The organism is bacterium (assembly GCA_023150945.1).
Taxonomy (GTDB): Bacteria; Zhuqueibacterota; Zhuqueibacteria; order Zhuqueibacterales; family Zhuqueibacteraceae; genus Coneutiohabitans.
Genome location: JAKLJX010000009.1, coordinates 132,685 through 151,340 on the forward strand (window position 1 = coordinate 132,685; position 18,656 = coordinate 151,340).

Consider the following 18,656-nt stretch of genomic DNA (forward strand, 5'->3'; position numbering starts at 1 on the left):
ATACAATTGAAGAGGAGGGTATCCCCATGCCTGCCTGTCAAAAGCTGAAAGCTGCATTGACTGTCCTTTTCTACTCGGCATTCCTTCTGCTGTTTGCGCCGCTCGTCGCGCAGGCGGACACCGGCAAGATCACCGGACGCATCACCGATGTTGAAACCGGTGAACCCCTGCCGGGCGCCAGCGTCGTCATCGAGAGCATCTGGCTGGACGGCAAAGAAGCCAGGCTCACTGACCTGCGCGGGGCGGCCAGCGATGCCAGCGGCTATTTCGTCATCTTGAATGTCCGCCCCGGCACTTACAGCCTCAAGGCGAGCATGATCGGCTATACCGCCTTCACGCGCACCCAGGTGCGCGTCAGCATCGACCGCACGGTGACGCTGGATTTCGCCCTCAAAGCCACCACGCTGGAATCCGAGGAAGTCGTGGTGGTGGCCGAGCGCGAAGTCATCAAACCCGACGTGGCCGGCACGCAGGAAACCATTCTCTCGGCGCGCATCGCGGAGACGCCCGTGCTGCGGGTGGACGAGTTCGTGAACAAGATCAAAGGCGTGGAATTGGTGGCCACCAATGAAGGCCAGGGCCTCAGCATTCGCGGCGGCGGCATTCGCGAAACCGATGTCTGGGTCGACGGCATCTCGGTGCGCGATCCGCGCTCGGAAAACTCCTATCTCTCGCTCAATTCCACCGCGGTGGAAGAGCTGCAAGTGCTCACTGGCGGCTTCGAGGCCAAATACGGCGGCCTGCGCTCGGGCCTGGTGAACGTCGTCACCAAAGAGGGGCAGCGCGACCGCTACCGCCTCTCTTTGAAGATGGATGCGGCGGCCGCCAACCAGCAGAAGTTCTACGGCACCAATCCCTGGAGCAATGATTCCTGGATCTATCGCGTCTTTGCCGACACCACCGCCAACGGCTATGCCTGGCGCGGCACGGTCGGCGACACCACCGTGCCGGAGGAGCTGCGCTATTTTCGCGGCTGGAAAAACAGATTCGAGGGTCGCAACAATTATGAAGCCATCGGCCTGGCGCGCAACGCGGCCATGACGGCGGAACAAAAACTGGAATTGTGGAAGCGGCAACATCCGCAATACAAATTCGGCGAGAACGCCGACGTGTACGTCGAAGGCACCGTCACCGGCCCGATACCCGGCGGCGGACTGCCGTGGGTGGGTTCCGTGCTCGGCAAATCGGTTTTTCTCGCCGGCTTCAAATACGAGAATACCCAGTTTGCCTTTCCGCTCGGCCCGCGCGACAACTATCGCGATTGGAACGGACAGTTCAAGATCACCACGCAGATCAAATCCAACATGAAACTGTCCTTGAACAGCATGTACGCCAACATCAATACCCTCACCGCCGGCCGGCCCTCGACCTTCGGCGGCACACTGATCGACAACTCCAGCCGCTTCAATTTTCTCAGCAGCACGGAAGTCTCGGTGCGGCAGCAGGCGCGGCTGCTGGGCGGCTCGGACGGCTTCATTCAAATGTTCAACAAGAGCCGGCTGCAGTTCTATGATCAACGCTATATCATCGGCGGCGTCAAGTTCACTCACACGTTTTCCCCCAAGGCTTTTTACAGCGTCGACCTGCAATTCAGCTATACCGACCATGAGTTGACGCCGTTCGTGCTCGACACCAGCAGCGCCGATGCCCACTTCAGGCTGGGCGATTACCGCGTGTTGAACGTGCCCAACGGCGGCACGCCCAACGGCTCCACCAACTGGCTCACCGACATCACCAATCTCTTCTGGGTGTATGGCGGGCTGCAATCCGCGGACACCTCGCACTCCTGGGTGGCGAATCTGCGCGGCGACCTCACCGCCCAACTCGGCCGGCATCATCAAGTCGAGGCCGGCTTCAACGTGAAATACAATTACCTCTCGGTCAACTCCGGCACCTGGCTGCAATCGGAAAAAAGCTGGACGCCCGACCTCTGGCAGTATTTCACCGCCAAGCCGCTGGAGATCGGCGCGTATGTGCAGGACAAGTTGGAATTCAAGGGCATGGTCGCCAACCTCGGCGTGCGCGCCGACTACTTCAATCCCCAAAAGCGCAGCTACCTCGTGCAGCATCCGCTCGATGAAGACTATGCCAACTTTTATAATCTCGTCTATCAATACTTGCCGGGCAAATTCGGCTCGTGGGAACGCTGGGTGAAATTCCGCGAAATGTTGAGCCAGCCGACGGGCTGGCCGCTGGGCGAGAACAAGACCCAGCTCAAACTGGCGCCGCGCCTGGGCGTGTCGTTTCCGGTGACCACGCAGAGCAAGCTCTACTTCAACTACGGCCATTTCTACCAACGCCCCAATGTTCACTTTCTTTACAACCAGGCGGTGATGCCGGGCGCCACCAACGTGCCCTCGCCCGGTTTGGAAATGGCGCGCACCGTGGCGTATGAGTTCGGCTACGAGCAGAGCTTTTGGCAAAATTTCCTGTTCAATGTCACCTTCTATTACAAAGACGTGAAGAACGAGCCGCTCTCCCGTTCCTATGTCGATTACTGGGAAGAGCAGAGCGTGCAAACCTACGTGCCGGACTACTATCGCGACATCCGTGGCCTGGAGCTGCGGCTGGAGCGCCGCTTCGGCCGGTTCATCACGCTGTGGGGCAATTACGAGTACATGCTGCAGACCACCGGCAGAACCGGTCTGGCCTATGTGTATGAGAACCGCCTGCGTGCCAACCAGGAAATCCGCGAGGCCAACATCTTCACCACTGATCCGCTGCCGCGGGCGCAGGGCAATTTGAACCTGCACAGCCCGGCCCGCTGGGGACCCGATTTCTGGGGGATCAAACCGCTGAGCGACATTTATCTGAATTTCTTCGTGGAATGGCGCAGCGGCGGCCGGGTGATTCTCAATCCGCTGGAGCCGGAGGCCCAGCAGAAGCGGATCGAGGTGGTGGATTATTCCAACGTCGATCTGCGCGCCTCCAAGCAATTCCGCTTTGCGGCGACCAGCATGGAGTTGGTGCTCACCGTACAGAACCTGCTTGATCAAAAACGCTTGACCTGGGAAAACATGACCACCGCCCAGTATGACCGCTACAAGGAATCCCTGCATCTGCCCTTCGAGAGCGGCTCGCAGCAAGGCAACGACAAGCTGGGCGAATGGGACAAGCCCCACCTCAACGTGGGCTGGTTCACCGCGCCGCTGTTCTTGAATCCCCGGCGCGTGTTGCTGGGGGTGAGGATCAACATGTGAGGTCAGCAATTCACAGAGGAGGCATCATGAAGATCTTTTCCGTCAGATTGGCTGTAATTCTCCTCGTTATTCTGAACCTGACTCGCGCTTCTGGACAAACCGTGCCAGAAAAGTTTCTCTGGTTGAATGGCAACACACTCGACTCTCGTGTGCATGAAAAAGTCCATATGCTTGAGAAGAAGGAAGGGCATGTCTATTTCACTACTTCCACACGAGAGAATGAGATTCAGGTGCATGATATCGATTTGACGGAAATGATTAGTGTGATTGTCGAGTTCAAAACCACCCCCCTGTTTCTGCAAAAGAAGCAACGGTCCACGGCGGAATCATCGGCGACAGATTTTGAATCTCTTTTCGTGCGTTTCTCCCAGGAATTGCGGACAATCCATAGCGGCCTGCTGCGGCGGATCTCCGTGAACTTGAGCCAACCCCGAATACAACGAAAGTTCTACAAGGCCCTCACAGGCGTCAGTGTGATAGTTCCACGAGCGGCCATACCAGAGTTGCTGAAATTGAATTATGTGAAGAAAATCCACCTCGACAAGCAAATGCAGGCGTTTCTGGAAGATACCGTTCCGCTCATCCGCGCGGATTCTGTTTGGCAGGAATTTGGCACGCAAGGCGACAGCATCGTGGTCGGAATTCTGGATACCGGGATCGATTACCATCATTCGGCGCTCGGCGGTGGCTTTGGACCAGGCCACAAAATCATCGGTGGTTATGATTTGGTCAATGACGACGGCGATCCGATGGATGACAATGGCCATGGGACCGCGGTTGCTGGCATCGTGGCCGCCAACAGTGACATGCTGAAGGGTGTGGCGCCCGGAGCCTGGCTGATGGCATTCAAAGTGCTTAACGCCGATGGGCTTGGTACGGAATCAGATGTCATAGCTGGAATCGAGCGTGCCCTCGATCCCAACGATGATGACGATTTTTCTGACAAGGTCGATGTCGTCAACATGAGCCTGGGCGGGCGCGGCAATCCCGATGATGCCATTTCTACTGCCGTAGATAATGCCGTCAAACTTGGAGTTGTCTTCTGTGTTGCCGCCGGCAATAGCTACGAATACAACACCATCGCCAGTCCAGGCACTGCTCGATTGGCGATTACAGTAGGCGCGACTACCAAAACTGATCAAATCGCAGCGTTCAGTTCCAAGGGTCCCACATTGGTGACTCATGCCATCAAACCGGATGTCGTTGCGCCAGGCGTTGATGTCAATACGACAACCACGGGCGGCGGCACCAAGGCAGTCAACGGTACTTCGGTGGCTACTCCTCATGTTGCCGGTGTCTGTGCCTTGCTGAAAAAGATTCATCCAGATTGGCACCCGGACAAGGCCAAATCTGCGCTCATGACCACAGCAGTTGACGTTCGCGCTCATGTCATGGCGCAAGGAGCCGGCCGCATCGACGCGCTGGCGGCAGCGAGAGCAAAGGTTTTTGCCGTGCCTCCTCACCTTAGTTTCGGGCTTGATGATGTTGGGTACGATAATTGGACGGTGTCGGATACAATCACCATTTTCAATCAATCGCCAGAAGATCAAGAGTTCGCCGTATCCGTGACTGGCCTGCGCCCTGGCATTTTGCTGGAAGCTTCGTCCTCGCGTTTCCGAATACCTTCCGGAGATTCGCAGCAGGTCGTTCTCACACTCATGGTTGAAAACGACCGGGTGCCTTACCTCCAACGCGAGCCACTGGCCTATGCTGGGACCGTCTTTGTCAATGGCTCAACTGACACCCTGCGTTTGCCGTGGGCGTTTGTAAAGTCATCCAAGATCTTGTTCACGTTCGACGAGCCCTTTGACTATCTCGTTCTCGCCAGTAAAGACATTAGCCATCTCTTGACGTACAATCCAAATAGATCTCCCGAAATCTTCACAGCCCCAGGAATCTACGATTTGGTTGCCGTATTTGGCCTGCCCGATAGTGTGAAGATTGTCATCCAAGAAAACCTTGCCATTTCAGGATTCATGAATGTGGAGGTGAATTCGGCTGAAGCCAAACATCGCATTGACTTTCAAGGTGTTGATCCAATGGGGCGGTTGCTTTTTGCCCTTCCCGCGGCAGATTATAGGGTCAACTATTGTGTCACCTTTCCAGATTCCTCAGCCAATGCCTTTACATATGGCAGTATCAAAACTGATCATCTCTTTGTCTCGGACTTTTCCAACCGCTTTGTAATTGTAACAGGGCAGTTCCAACGCGATTCACAGCCGCTCGAGAACATTCATGTTGTTCAGTTCCCGCCGCTGATTGGGGCTGATCGCGATATGGTATTCTCGAATTCACCGAGTGATTTCACTCTACAACGTCTCAACATCAAGTTCCCACCAAGGACGCTGGATCCAACACTGTATGTCTTGTATCTGACGAGAATCTTCCGTCGCGGTGGGTACGCCTATTTCGGCGGTGCAGCCGGCGAGCATACTTTTGGCCAGGATGAATGGACCGGCAATCTGTACCTCACGCCAGATGCTCATGAAGACTATGGCACAACCGTGATGCTCAGTGCTTATGATCAAAAGCGTGTTGCCGGCAATCTCTTCTCAGGCATGTGGATAGAAACGGATCCGCTGGTGTTTCAGGGCGACAGCTTGGGAAACTACATGGGTATCGATCCTTGGGCAGCAGTCTATTTCTCACCCAACCAGGGTGAGATGACCTACGGCATGTCCCCCATCCACACTGATGGCTTTCTCAACAACAATTTCTATGGCCAGTCAAACATTGCTGCGTTTCCGAAGTTCTATGGGCCGCTAAACGAAAGAAGATTCTCGGACATTTATCGATCAACCTACACGATCTTCAACAGCCGAAATATTCTGGTCGCCTCCGATACGCTTAGCAAATTCAGCCCCATCAATGTCCCCCCAGGCCCGTATCGCCTCGAAGTCAGCAATAGAAACTACTATGTCGAAAACCTGCGTGGCACAGCGAGCTTGATCTCCAAGTTTGACCTTTCCCAAAAAGATGCCAACCCGCCGCTATTCACTTCATTGCGCGTTTTAGACAGTGAAGGCAAGGCTACCTCCAAGCTCCAACCAGGCAAGGTGGCATCACTGGTTTATTCTGCTGCCGATTTTGTTACGAGCCGGAGGGATCAGCAGGATATCATGCTTTACAAGGCCATCCCCACCGACTCGACTCGCCTCTGGTATAGAGAATTCGGAACAACCGATTGGCACGAAATGGCGATCCACCACACTCTGGAGGATTCAAGTAACGCGGGTGTTCAACCGCTACTCCAGCAGCTCCTGGCATTGAGTATCATCGGCTTCCCGGCAGGAAAATTCTTCAAGGCTGATTTCGCGAATCTTGCCGGCCTCGATTCGGCGGCAATCGACATTCGGATTGAAATACGAGATCAAAGCGGCAATGCGTCGATTTGGACGCTGGAACCTGCCTTCGCGATCGGCGACTTCGCCACGAGCGTGAACCTTGAATCGGAAACAGCAACACAGCCCGCACTGCCCCGTAGGTTTGCACTTTATCCGAGCTATCCCAATCCATTCAACCCGAGCACTATCATTACCTTCGATTTGCCCGGCACCGAACGAGTCACAATTAAAATCTATGATGCGCTCGGCCGGGAGGTCAAATCGTTGCTGGATGAGACGCGCAAACCCGGGCGATATCGAATCGCTTGGAACGGCTTGACGAATAGAAAAACGCTCGCAGCTTCGGGCGTTTACATATGCCAGATCAGAGCTGGGCAATGGAAAGCAAGTCAGAAACTACTTCTGCTGCGATAGAAAACTTATCGCAAATTGAACTCAACGAGCGCAGAGGAGAACAGGCTATGCATCTCAAAACAAGAGCCTTGGTTGCCGTGCTTGGTTTGATCATCATTTGGCCGCTCGGTTTGCTGCGAGCGCAAAAGAACTACAACGGCCCGCCGCTGCTCATCGACGTCAACGCCATCAAGCTCGAGATGAAAAAGCTCAATGGCGAAGGCCAGTTCACCACGCAGTACAGTTGGATGCTCACCGGCACTGGTCCGGAAAAAACCGAAATTTTCTACGCGCCCGCGGACGCGTGGCATGCGCAGATGCTCTATCAAATCTTCAACCCCGTGTGCCTGGATGATTACGGCGTGATCGATCATCTGGGAACGCGCAAAATCATCCCCACGCCCTTCGTGAGTACGGGCATCAATGACTTCTCGCAGGAAATCCGGCGCTACCGGCCGCCTTACGTCACCGTCGATGGCGTGCCGCAATACCGCGAGTACCGCTGGCAGACTGACCCAAAACTGAAGAGCGACATCGCCGCGGTGTGGGAGGACATTCTGCCCTATTGGGGCATGCGCTGCCACGTCGAGCTTTATGCCTTCAGCAATCCCAATCATCAGGATTACATCATCTGGAAGGGCACTTACAAATTCACCGGCGAGACGCGGCGGCCCATCGAGAATCCCACCTCGAAAGATTTCTTTCCCGATCAAACCGTCCGCTTGTGGTGGCCGGTCTCTTTCAGCTTCGGCCCCTCCAAGGCCGGCGAGTATGAAGTGCTGCGCAGTTTCTCCTTCGAAGGCGAGGATGATCTCGACAGTTGGTTTGCGCGCCCCTCCGAGCTGGTGAACGGACAGCCGCGCGACTCGCTGTTTGTGGCCTATTATTGGGATTCGAAGTTCACCGGCGCCTCGGCCTATCCCAACGGCAGTGTGGACGACAGCGGCGATCCCAACCGCACCAACGGCCATCTCATGTCCCCGCAGATTCCCGGCTTCACGTTGCTCTACGCCTCCAAATCCGCCAGCGACTTGAGCGATGACGCCAGCCAGCCCTATGCCATGCCGCATGCGGAAATCGTGGCGGATCTCTGGGGCCGCCGTGACTTCGGCTTGCGCGACACTTATCTCGGCCGCGACAGCCGCGGCCGCTTTCCGCGCGACATCATCACCCAAGGCTGGTCCACCACCCCGCGCAAAGGCCCGATGCGCTTCATCACCGTCGGCCCTTACGAGCTCACCAAAGACGCCGCCACGGCGCGCACGGATTCCTTTACTGTTGTCTATGCCCTCGGCGTGGGCTCCCTCTCCTGGGAAGCCGCCGACAGCATCGGCAAAGCCTGGTTTCAGAAGCGGATTACCGACCAACAAAAAAACCAATGGATTCTCACCGGCCGCGATTCGCTGTTCAAAACGCTCGATCGCGCCTATTGGGCCTGGAATCGTGGCTTGGACATTCCCGATCCGCCGCCGCCCCCGGACGTGACCGTGACCAGTGATGCCGACCGCGTCATCGTGTCGTGGTCCTATCCTGATCCTGCTTACTTCAAAGATCCGGACACCGGCCAGGATGATTGGTATGCCTGGCGGGTGTATCGCAAGAAAGGCGCAGCGTTCGTCAATGATCCGCTCGACAAAGCCAGCGGCGAACGCTGGCAGTTGATCCGCCAAACCACCAACCGCGGCGAAACCAGCTTTGTCGATGCCGGCGTTACGCGCGGCGTGAGCTACTACTACGCCGTGACCGCGCTGGACAACGGCACGCAAAACCAAGACGGCCTGTTTCCCGGCCAAAAGCTGGAAAGCTCACGCTACGCCAATCGTTCCGAGCTGCCGGCAATTCCCTTCAAAGCCGGGCTGGCGGAATCCGACAAAGTGCGCGTGGTGCCCAATCCCGCGACCATCAGGGCCGGCGGGCTGGGCTTTCCGGGCAATCCCGATCGCATCGTCTTCGCCCGGCTGCCCTACAAGTGCAAGCTCACGGTGTTCACCGAGGGCGGCGACAGCATCGCTACGATCGATCACATCGGCACGGACCAGGAAATCTGGAATCAGCGTACCGATGCCAACCAAAACGTCAGCAGCGGCATCTACATTCTCGCGGTGACCAATGCCGAAGATGTAAACGGCAAGTCTCTGCCTGATCAATTCGTGAAATTCGTGCTGGTGCGATAAAACGGCAGCGCGGACTTGCTGGTCCGCTGCGCGAAAATTCGAGCAAACGAAGACTTTCTTGTCTTTTACCCGCGAGGTTGCCGTGGGTGCACAGCCCACCCTCCCTTGGATAGGAGCAAGCCATGAGACTCGGCAAAACAGTTTTACTCGCCACCCTGTTGCTCGGGCTCGGCGCTGTGCCGGCTTCGAGTCAAATCGTCAAGAAGGGCCAGGTCGGATTCCGCTTTTTGGAGAATCCCGTCTCCGCGGAGGCGGTGGGCCGCGGCGGCCTGGGCGTGGCCATGTTTCGCAACGCCAACGCCGTGTTCTGGAATCCCGGCGCGTTGAGCTGGTTCGCGGGCCGGCTGGATTTCAACGTCAATCACACCAACGGCATTGCCGACATCAATCACACCTCGGCGGTGGGCGCCTACCATTGGAACGGCGTCGGCTTCTTTGCGCTTGATCTGATCACCATGGATTACGGCGATTTCTACGGCACCCGGCGCGCCAACAACGACCAGGGCTTCGAGGACACCGGCACCTTTTCCCCCAATGCCTGGGCGCTCGGCCTCACCTTTTCGCAAAAGGTCAGCGACCGCTTCTCCTATGGTGTTCATCTCAAATATGCCCGCCAGGATTTGGGCGACGCCTGGATCGCCACCGCCGGCAAGGATGTCAACGATCCCGGTCTCGCGATCGCACAACGTTCCTACGCGCAAGGCGAGGCGGCGCTGGATATCGGCGCGATTTACGACTTTCTCTATCATGGCGTGCGCTTCGGCGCGGTCATCCAAAACATCTCGCGCGAGGTGCGCTACGAAGAGGAAAAATTCCCGCTGCCCTTTGCCGTCAGCTTCAGCCTGACGGTCGATCCCTGGTCAGTCTTCCGGCCGGAGGACAAGAACAACTCCCTGGTGATCGGGTTCGAATCGCGGCATCCGCGCGATTTCAAAGAGAAGATCAAAGTCGGTGCGGAATACCAAACCCGCAGGATGTTTCGCCTGCGTGCGGGCTATGCCGACAATTATGATGAGAGAGGATTGACCGCCGGCCTGGGCGTGAACACCAGCATGAGCAACACCGATTTCCGCCTGGATTATGCCTATCAAGATTTCGGCATCTTCGGCGGCGTGCATTTGTTTTCCTTCGGTGTCACCTATTGATGAAAGCGAGCGAGGATGAAAAACAACAAACTGCTGGTGTTATTCCTGCCCAGTATCGCGCTGCTTGCCGCCGCTGCGTTCAGCGCAGTGGCCGCAGAGAAAACCGTTTATCTCCGCGCCAATCAAATCGGCTACCTGCCGGAAGATGACAAGATCGCGATTGCATTTGCGCAGCAATCGCTGGCGCGCAGCCGCTTCGAGATCATCGATGCAGCCACCGGCAAGCGCGTGTGGGGGCCGCAAACGGTCGGCGAGAACGCCGGCGCGTACGGCAATTTCGCCTTTCACTACCGCCTGGATTTCACCGCCTTGCGGAAAGCCGGCCGGTACAAAGTGCGGCTCAGCGGCACTGCCTTTGAATCACTGCCCTTCCATCTCGGCCCCGAGGCCTACAACCAGCACCATGAGCTGTTGCTCGCCTACATGCGCCAGCAGCGCTGCGGCTACAATCCCTTTCTCGACGAAGTATGCCACCAGAAAGACGGCCGCACCATGTACGGCCCGATGCCCGACAGCACGTTCATTGACGTGAGCGGCGGTTGGCACGATGCCGGCGACTACCTGCGCTATCTGCTCACCTCCGGCAACGCCGTGTGCCGCCTGCTCTTTTCCTATCGCGAGAACAAAAGCAAATTCAAAGACGAATATGATGCCCTCGGCCACGCACGAGCCAACGGCATTCCCGACATCCTCGACGAGGCCAAATGGGGTTTGGATTGGATGTTGAAAATGCACCCGGCGCCCGATCAGCTCTTTCATCAAGTCGCGGACGATCGCGATCACATGGGTTGGGACCTGCCGTATGAGGACACTTCGGATTACGGCTGGGGGCCGGGCAGCTATCGCGTGACTTACTATGCCACCGGCAAACCGCAGGGATTGGGGCAATATCAAAACACCTCCACCGGCATTGCCAATCTTGCCGGCCGTTATGCCGCTGCCATGGCCATGGCTGCCGACATTTGGCAAAACGACTTGAACGATGCCGCATTTGCGGGACAATGCCTCAAAGCCGGGAGGGAAGTTTATACGATGGGCAAACGCCAGCCCGGTTCCTGCGAGGGTGTGCCCTGCCGCGCGCCCTATCGCTACTACGAAAACACCTGGGCGGATGACATGGAATGGGGCGCCGCGGAAATGTTCAAAGTGACGCGCGTGGCTTCCTATCTCGAAGACGCGAAGAGTTTCGCGCGCTTGATCAACACCACCTCGTGGATGGGCGCGGATACCGCCAATCACTACGAATATTATCCCTACGTCAATCTCGGGCATTATGCCTTGTACCCGCTGGTGGACAAAGCCTTGCAAGATACGCTTGCGGGTTTTTATCGCCACGGCCTCGAGGGCGTTTTGCGGCGCGCCCAGGAAAATCCCTATCGCATGGGTGTGCCGTTCATTTGGTGCTCATTCAATCTGGTGACGGATTTCATTGCGCATGGCCTGGCTTATGAGAAAATGACCGGTGACCGGCAGTATCAGCAATTCATTCTGGAAAATCGCGACTGGCTGCTCGGCCGCAATCCCTGGGGCATCAGCGCGTTCGTCGGCATTCCCCAAGAAGGCGGAAACACACCGCAATTTCCCCACAGCGTGATCGCCGACAAAACCGGCCGGGAACTCACCGGCGGTTTGAATGACGGGCCGGTGTATGCCAGCATCTTCAAGAGCCTGAAAGGCATTCGCCTGTCGCGTGAAGATCCCTATGCCGCGTTTCAATCCGACCTGGTGGTTTATCATGATGATCGTTGGGACTACTCCACCAACGAGCCGATCATGGACGGCACCGCCAATGCCTCGTTTTTCATGGCACATTTTGCCAACGATCGCGCACGCTGAGGCACCAGGCCACGTTTCAGACAAGCTGAAATCCGAGGTCCGCGCGCAGCAACAAACCCGATTCGTACACTGTTGCCTGGCACGAGGTATCCACCACCACTCTCATCCAGGTGTCATCCAGGTGTCATCCAGTTGTCATCCTGAAGGGATCTTGTGAAGATTTGAGTACACTACCATGCCATTCACCTCAAAAGCTCACCGCCGAGGAGGACTCTCTTGATTTTGAAACGCTGCGCCTTCCGCGGCTCCGCGGTGTAAGCGGCTGCTTTATAGTCAAGAATTTTTCAGAATTATGCGTTGACTTTGAGCGCCTTATGGTTTGCATACTCTCATCGTGACAAGAGGCCAGCTTGACCCCGACGGGGTTGCATGGAATAGCCCACGGGCAGCGCCCTGGGAACCGATGGGATTTGTCGCATTTAGCCCTGGAGAGGCGGTATTCCTGGCGTGGTTTTCTGGCGCCCTGGGGTGGGGCTTGGTGATTTCTCCTGATTACGGCTTTTCCAGGGCGTTGCCCTTCGCTGCTACATTTCGCCCCTTGGCGCTGGTTGTCTGTGCAACAGAATTCGACCTCACGTTCAACTCTGATTTGCAGACAAGCTGCAAATCACAGCTTCTGTGAAGCCTGCAAATAACTGTTCGGTGAAATTCGGCGACTGTGGTGACCATCGGCGATGGAGTCTTGCCACCGAAATGCACCGAAGTCGCCGGGCATCGCCGCAAAAACTTTGGCAGGATGATTCATCGGCAGAGCTATTTTGAATCTCTTTGCCGTCAGGTTATTCTGCCACAAACTTTCAGAATTTTATTCTAACTTTGAACGCCCTGTGGCCTTGTTGCCTTGCACAACATGTCTCCCACGGCTGTCCTCCGGGCAGGGATCCTGCGAGGAGGTGGGCACAGCGCCGAGCACTTCACGCGATTCTGCGTGACTGACATTACAGCAGCACACTCCCAGGCCGCGAGGCGACACCGTACACGCGGCTCTCCCGGCCTCCCATTGCACTGCCAGGGAAGCACTGCCAAGAATGGAGAGGGTCATTGTTCAAGAGCGGCAGCACAAGTCTCGTCAAAGACCTGAATCAACAGCATGTGTTGAATTTGGTGCGCATGCATCCCGGCATTTCCGCCAGTGAAATCCAACGCGCCACCAAGCTGCAAATGTCCACCATCTCCTACACCCTGCGCGCGCTCAAGGCGCAAGGTGTGATTCAGGAAATCGGCTACGGTGACTCGACGGTGCAGGGCGGCAAGCCGCCGCTGTTGTGGGACCTCGCCCCCGCTTACGGCCAGGTCATCGGCATTGAGTTCATTCCCAAAGAGATTCGCTTGGTGCTGCTGGACTTCAGCACCACAGTCCGTTTTCAGCAGATCTACCCCGTTCATCTTCGCCGGCATGACAATCACCTGGAAGCAGAATTGTGCCGCATTATCACGCAGGTGTTGGCGGAGCAAAGAATTGCGCCGGAACACGTGCTGGGCGTGGGGGTGAGCATTCCCGGCTTGATCGACAGCCAGCGCGGCGTGATTCACTATTCCTATGCTTTCGGCGTCAAGGCGCTGCCGCTGCGCGATTTGGTGCAGCGGCATTTTCGCTTTCCCATCGAGATCGGCAATGATGCCAACGCCGGCGCACTGGGCATCAAGTGGCTGAGCCGCACCGAGCACTTGGTGCCGCACATTCTCTACGTCACCATCAATCAAGATGCCCGCGGCATTGGCGCCGGCCTCATCATCAACCACGAGCTGTTCGACGGCGCGCACGGCTGCGCCGGCGAGATGGCTGCTTTTCTGCCCGCGGTCAAACGCCGGCGCCTGCTCACCCAGGCAGAAGACAAATTCGGCCGCAAGGCCGGCATCCTGCAGCGCCTGCAAGCGCTGGAGCTGGCCAGCATTCCGGTGGCCGAAGTGGTCACCGCGGCGGCGCAGGGCGAGGAGGCCGCGATTTATGTGCTGCGCGAGATTGCCAAAGAAATCGGCACGCGGCTGGTGCAATTGATCGATCTGTTCGACCCGCACACTGTCGTCATCGGCGGCGATATCTGCGGCGCGGAAAAATTCATCAGCAAGATCATCCAACATCGCATTGCGCGCCTGGTCATCGCCGACTGCAATCGCAACGTGCCGGTGCAATTCTCGCCCTTCGGCATTTACAGCGTGGCCATGGGCAGCACCGCCTTGATTCTGCAGCGGATTTTCCGGCCGCAATAGCAGCACCATTCCCGCAGGATTTGCCTCGCTGCGTTGCACGCACGCCATGTGGAGACGACATGCCAGGAACCAGCCACTCAAAAATCATCGCACTCTTCCGCCGCGCCGACCTCGCCTTCCTGTTCGGAATCGCATTTGGCCTGGCGGCGTCAAGCGCGGGCTGCCGAAACTCGGCCGCCACCTCCGAAAAAACCAAACTCCTCCTGGCCACGCATTGGACCGACTACCAGCGCGCGGCGATCAACCGCTATCTGGCGGAATACCTGCAGCTTCATCCCGAGCTCGAGATCGAGCATCAGAATGTTCCGTTTGAAGATTACTTCAAAAAAGTGCAAATCTCACATCTCTCCGGCGAAGCGCCGGATATCTACAACGTCTATTCACTCTGGGGCGTGCAGTTGGTCAATTCCGGCGTGCTCGATCCGCCGCCGGCGGAAGTTGTCAATGACGTCACGCAAAACTACATCGCGGCCGCGATCAAAGGCGTCACCATCAACGGCGAAATTTGGGGCATTCCCGGCGAGTTGGACAACTACTGTCTGGTTTACAACAAAAAAATTCTCAAAGAAATCGGCGCGGTGGATGAACACGGCGCAGCCAGGCCGCCGGCAACCTGGGAGGAGTTGATCGACATTGCCAAGCGCGCGACCACGTTTGACAGCGAAGGCAACATTTTGCGCTACGGCTATGCGTTTTTGGTGGGATGGGATTCGGCGGTGGTGCATCCCTTTCTCGCGCTGCTTTACAGCAACGGTGGCCGTTTTCTCACCGCCGATGGCAAACAATGCGCTTTCAACGGGCCGCAGGGCGTTGCAGCATTGCAGGCGGAATTGCGCCTGTTCCACGAAAAAGGCACGGATACGCGCGGCAGCGTGTGGGAATTTCCCAATCAGCGCGTGGCGATGATGATCATGGCCACGTGGTACGAAAGCGAACTCGAGTTGCTGCTGGGCCGCGCGTATGAGGAAACCGTCGGCACCGCGCCGATTCCCCGCTTGGGCAGCGCGCCGGCCACCCTGCTCTACACCTGGTTCCTGTGCGTTGACAGTCGCAGCCGGCACAAAAAGGAAGCGTGGGATCTTTTGATGTGGCTGACCGCGGAACTGCAAGCCGGCAAACAAACCACGCGCCTGGGAGATTTCTTCTGCACAACGCTGAAGGCGCTGCCCGGCCGCAAGATCGACATTGCGAATCATCAAGACGAGCTGAACGATTTGTATACTTCGGCATTTGTGAAAGAATTGGAGAACTCGATCACCGAGCCGAACCTCGATCAGGGCCAGGAGATCAAAATGATTCTGATGAATGCGATTGTCGATGCCTGGCACGGCAAACGTGGCGCGCCGGAGGCGCTGAACTACGCCGCGAAAAAGATCGATTACATCCTGCGGGAGTTTGTCACGCGCGGAAATGACTGAGGTTGAATCGTCCTGCAAAGAACAGAAGATCGTCCCCAGGTATTCAACAGGTCCCTGCGGGATGACGGCGGGACGACAAGTCAAATGAGCCACAAGAACAAATCACAGTAACGGCGCACTGGCCGTTTGATCATCACAGATGAGAGAAAGACGATGCGAAGTTATCATGCTGTCTTGCGTGCTTGCCTGCCGCTGTTCTTCCTGTTCCCCGTTCACAGTTCATCTCAATCCGGCGAAGTCTATCTCGTGCTCGGCTCAGACACCGCGATTTGGGAGGGCATGAATACCAACCGCTATCATTGCACCTACAATCTCAGTCTTTTCACTGATCCCGCCCGCAATGCTTATCAAGTGATGAATCCCGCGTTGCGCGCCCGATTTGTGGATTCCTACGGCCAGCCGATGAAACTCACCTGGTGGATGATGGCCGGCAACATCTTTCGCCATGCCACCAACACCAACGTGCCGGTGCCCAACACCATGACGCTGTACTTGATGAAAAAGTATCACGGTGAAAATGTCCTGCAAAACGGCGATGAACTGTCGCTGCATTATCATACCTTCGCCTGGACCGATTATGATGGCGACGGCACGTATTGGTGGAATCAAGCGTTGGGCTTCAACGAATGCCGCGACGATTTCGACTTCACGCTGGCGCAATACCTGCTCGAAGAAAATGTCTTTCCGGTTTCCTTTCGCAGCGGCTGGCATTACATGGACAATGACTGGCAGCACCGGCTCGACGAGTTGCTGCCGTACAGTTTGCACAATGATTATCCCAACGTGCGCAGAGATACCACTGAGCCGCTCGACAATACGTTCGACTGGTCGCAAGCGTCTGCGGAGTTTGTGCCTTTTCGCCCCTCGCCTGAAAATTACCAGCTTCCCGGCAACGGCCCGGGCTGGAATGTGCGTTCCGATTACTTCACGGCCGTGCAAAATCACGGCCTGCTCGATTCGATATTTGCGAAGGCCGGGCGTGGTATAGATCAAGTCGTTTGTTTGTGGGCGCATCTGCCGGAAACGGATTTTTTGCAAAACCTCGAGATCATCAACAGCCTGGCGCATCAGGCAGCGCAGCGCTATCCCGATGTCAAATTCCGCTATTGCACCGCGATTGAAGCCATGCAACGCTGGCGCAAATCCCAGGACGCTGTTGCTCCGCAGGTGGCCTTTCACGAGGAAGCAGACGGCGATCAGGTGGGATTCACCATTGCTAGCGATGAACCTATTTTTCAACGCACGCCCTTCGTCGCAGTGAAGGACACCTATGAGAGATATCTCGTCGTTCCCTGTGAAGCAGTGGGGACAAACACATGGCGAACCACCGCGTCGTTTGCGCGCAGCACTTTGGCAAAAGCCGGCGTCGCGCTGTGCGACACCATGGGCAATCAAACGACGCGCTTCATCAACTTCTTGCCGGATGACATTTACGTTGATAATCGCGACGACGGTTTTGCGGAGCTGCGCGGCAATTGGACAACCACCAGCATCGCAGCGTGGGGAATTGACAGCCGCGTCGCTACCGTGGCGCCGCGTGATTCGGCGGCCGTAAAGTGGAGCGCCGCGCTGGCGCAGCCGTGCCGATACAATCTCTTCGTGCAAGTCCCGCCGGTGCAAAATCCTGCTGCCAATATCGAATTCACCGTTCGCCAGCAAGCGCAGGAAATCGGCATCGTACGATTCTCCGAGCCGCTGCCTTCGGGCCAATGGCTCTATCTCCGCACCATTTTTCTGAATGGCGCCGGCGTACTGGAAATTGAAATGAAAGCCGTCGGCGACGCCCAATCTGCTCGGACGATCGCTGCCGATGTGGTGAAGATTTCGGCGCTGGTTCGAGATCGTGATGTGCACGTGACGCCGAATTTCGTGGATCTGGGCCCGGTCAGCGCAGAAGACACGGTCGCATTCGAAATCACCGCCACCAATCGCGGCGTTGGCGATCTTACCGTGCATGGCATCTCTTCCATTCAACAGAGATCATTTGTCTTTGCGGAATTTCCGGCGGTGATTCCCGCAATGGCGAGCCAGTCCTTTGCCATGCGCTTTCATTCCTCTGATTTGGGCGGTAACCTCGACACGCTGTTGCTCACCAGCGACGATCCCGTGCGGCCGCAATTGACGATTCCGGTCGCCGCCGAGGTTCAGCCCTATTTTGTCATCGTGGACAACGAAGAGGCTGCGCAATACCATGAAACCGGTGATTGGCGCTACAGCGTTGCGCAAGCATACGGCCAGACCAGCCGCTATGCTTTTCTCTCGCAAAGGCCGTTTGCCAGCGCGCGTTTCACCACGACGGTCAAGAAATCGGGATTCTATGATGTCTTTGAAATCGTCCCGACTACTGTCAACGCCTCCAATTACGCACTTTATGAGATCAAAACTCCCAACGCGCCAATGGACTCGGTCTACCTCGATCAGAATGAGGGCAGCGGTGATTGGATTTTGCTGGGCCGCTATCAATTGCCGGCTGGTGCGGTGATCGAAGTGAAAGTCAGCGACACCGGCGCAAGCACGGCCGGAGATGTGTTGCGCGCCGATGCGATCAAGGTTGCGCTCTTTCAAGAAATCTCCTCTGTGGATGAGCTTGCTGCTGGCGATGTACCTGCAGATTTTGAACTGTTGCAGAATTACCCCAATCCCTTCAATCCCGCAACAACGATTGAATACCATATTCCTCAAACTGCCCAGGTTCAACTCGCGATCTTCGATGCCATGGGCAAACGCGTACGCAATCTCGTCGAGGCGCAACAGCAACCGGGGCGACATCGAATTGCCTGGGACGCGCGCAACGAGGCCGGCGCGCCGGTGGCCTCCGGCGTCTATTTCTACCGCATGCGGGCAGGAGAGTTTGTCGACCAGAAGAAAATGATCTTGTTGCAGTAGGATAACTGAAATGCGGTGAGAAGCAATTCCACTTCGCACCAAACTCAAG

General features: G+C 56.6%; 8 protein-coding genes. All 8 read left to right on the plus strand.

Going from position 1 to position 18,656, the window contains the following annotated elements; genetic code table 11:
- Window positions 1-26 precede the first annotated feature (26 nt).
- The 8 genes from L6R21_13670 (at window position 27) to L6R21_13705 (ending at window position 18,607) form a co-directional block, all read left to right on the plus strand.
- Complete coding sequence (locus L6R21_13670; GenBank protein ID MCK6560240.1) at window positions 27-3,200, plus strand: TonB-dependent receptor; 3,174 nt, start codon at window positions 27-29, stop codon at window positions 3,198-3,200.
- Window positions 3,201-3,226: 26 nt separating this feature from the next.
- Window positions 3,227-6,958: a S8 family serine peptidase gene (locus tag L6R21_13675; GenBank protein MCK6560241.1), complete on the plus strand. Its 3,732-nt coding sequence runs from the start codon at window positions 3,227-3,229 to the stop codon at window positions 6,956-6,958.
- A gap of 47 nt (window positions 6,959-7,005) precedes the next feature.
- Complete coding sequence (locus L6R21_13680; protein ID MCK6560242.1) at window positions 7,006-9,111, plus strand: hypothetical protein; 2,106 nt, start codon at window positions 7,006-7,008, stop codon at window positions 9,109-9,111.
- Between the two features lie 122 nt (window positions 9,112-9,233).
- Window positions 9,234-10,256, plus strand: coding sequence for a PorV/PorQ family protein (locus L6R21_13685; protein ID MCK6560243.1), 1,023 nt, complete (start codon window positions 9,234-9,236; stop codon window positions 10,254-10,256).
- A 15-nt stretch (window positions 10,257-10,271) separates the two neighbouring features.
- Window positions 10,272-12,092 (plus strand): glycoside hydrolase family 9 protein, encoded by a 1,821-nt coding sequence (locus L6R21_13690; protein ID MCK6560244.1) that lies wholly within the window; start codon window positions 10,272-10,274, stop codon window positions 12,090-12,092.
- 1,041 nt (window positions 12,093-13,133) lie between these two features.
- A complete protein-coding gene (locus L6R21_13695) occupies window positions 13,134-14,303 on the plus strand; it encodes an ROK family protein (protein ID MCK6560245.1) in 1,170 nt (389 codons plus the stop codon).
- 59 nt (window positions 14,304-14,362) lie between these two features.
- On the plus strand, window positions 14,363-15,721 hold the full coding sequence (locus L6R21_13700; GenBank protein MCK6560246.1) for an extracellular solute-binding protein: 1,359 nt from the start codon (window positions 14,363-14,365) through the stop codon (window positions 15,719-15,721).
- Between the two features lie 153 nt (window positions 15,722-15,874).
- Entirely contained in the window at window positions 15,875-18,607 is a 2,733-nt protein-coding gene (locus tag L6R21_13705; GenBank protein ID MCK6560247.1) for a T9SS type A sorting domain-containing protein, read from the plus strand.
- The last annotated feature ends 49 nt before the right edge of the window (window positions 18,608-18,656 follow it).

Coding starts and splice junctions, on each gene's coding strand:
- L6R21_13680 (MCK6560242.1), top strand. CDS start 7,006: ATGCATCTCAAAACAAGAGCCTTGGTTGCCGTGCTTGGTTTGATCATC.
- L6R21_13685 (MCK6560243.1), top strand. CDS start 9,234: ATGAGACTCGGCAAAACAGTTTTACTCGCCACCCTGTTGCTCGGGCTC.
- L6R21_13705 (MCK6560247.1), top strand. CDS start 15,875: ATGCGAAGTTATCATGCTGTCTTGCGTGCTTGCCTGCCGCTGTTCTTC.
- L6R21_13670 (MCK6560240.1), top strand. CDS start 27: ATGCCTGCCTGTCAAAAGCTGAAAGCTGCATTGACTGTCCTTTTCTAC.
- L6R21_13690 (MCK6560244.1), top strand. CDS start 10,272: ATGAAAAACAACAAACTGCTGGTGTTATTCCTGCCCAGTATCGCGCTG.
- L6R21_13700 (MCK6560246.1), top strand. CDS start 14,363: ATGCCAGGAACCAGCCACTCAAAAATCATCGCACTCTTCCGCCGCGCC.
- L6R21_13675 (MCK6560241.1), top strand. CDS start 3,227: ATGAAGATCTTTTCCGTCAGATTGGCTGTAATTCTCCTCGTTATTCTG.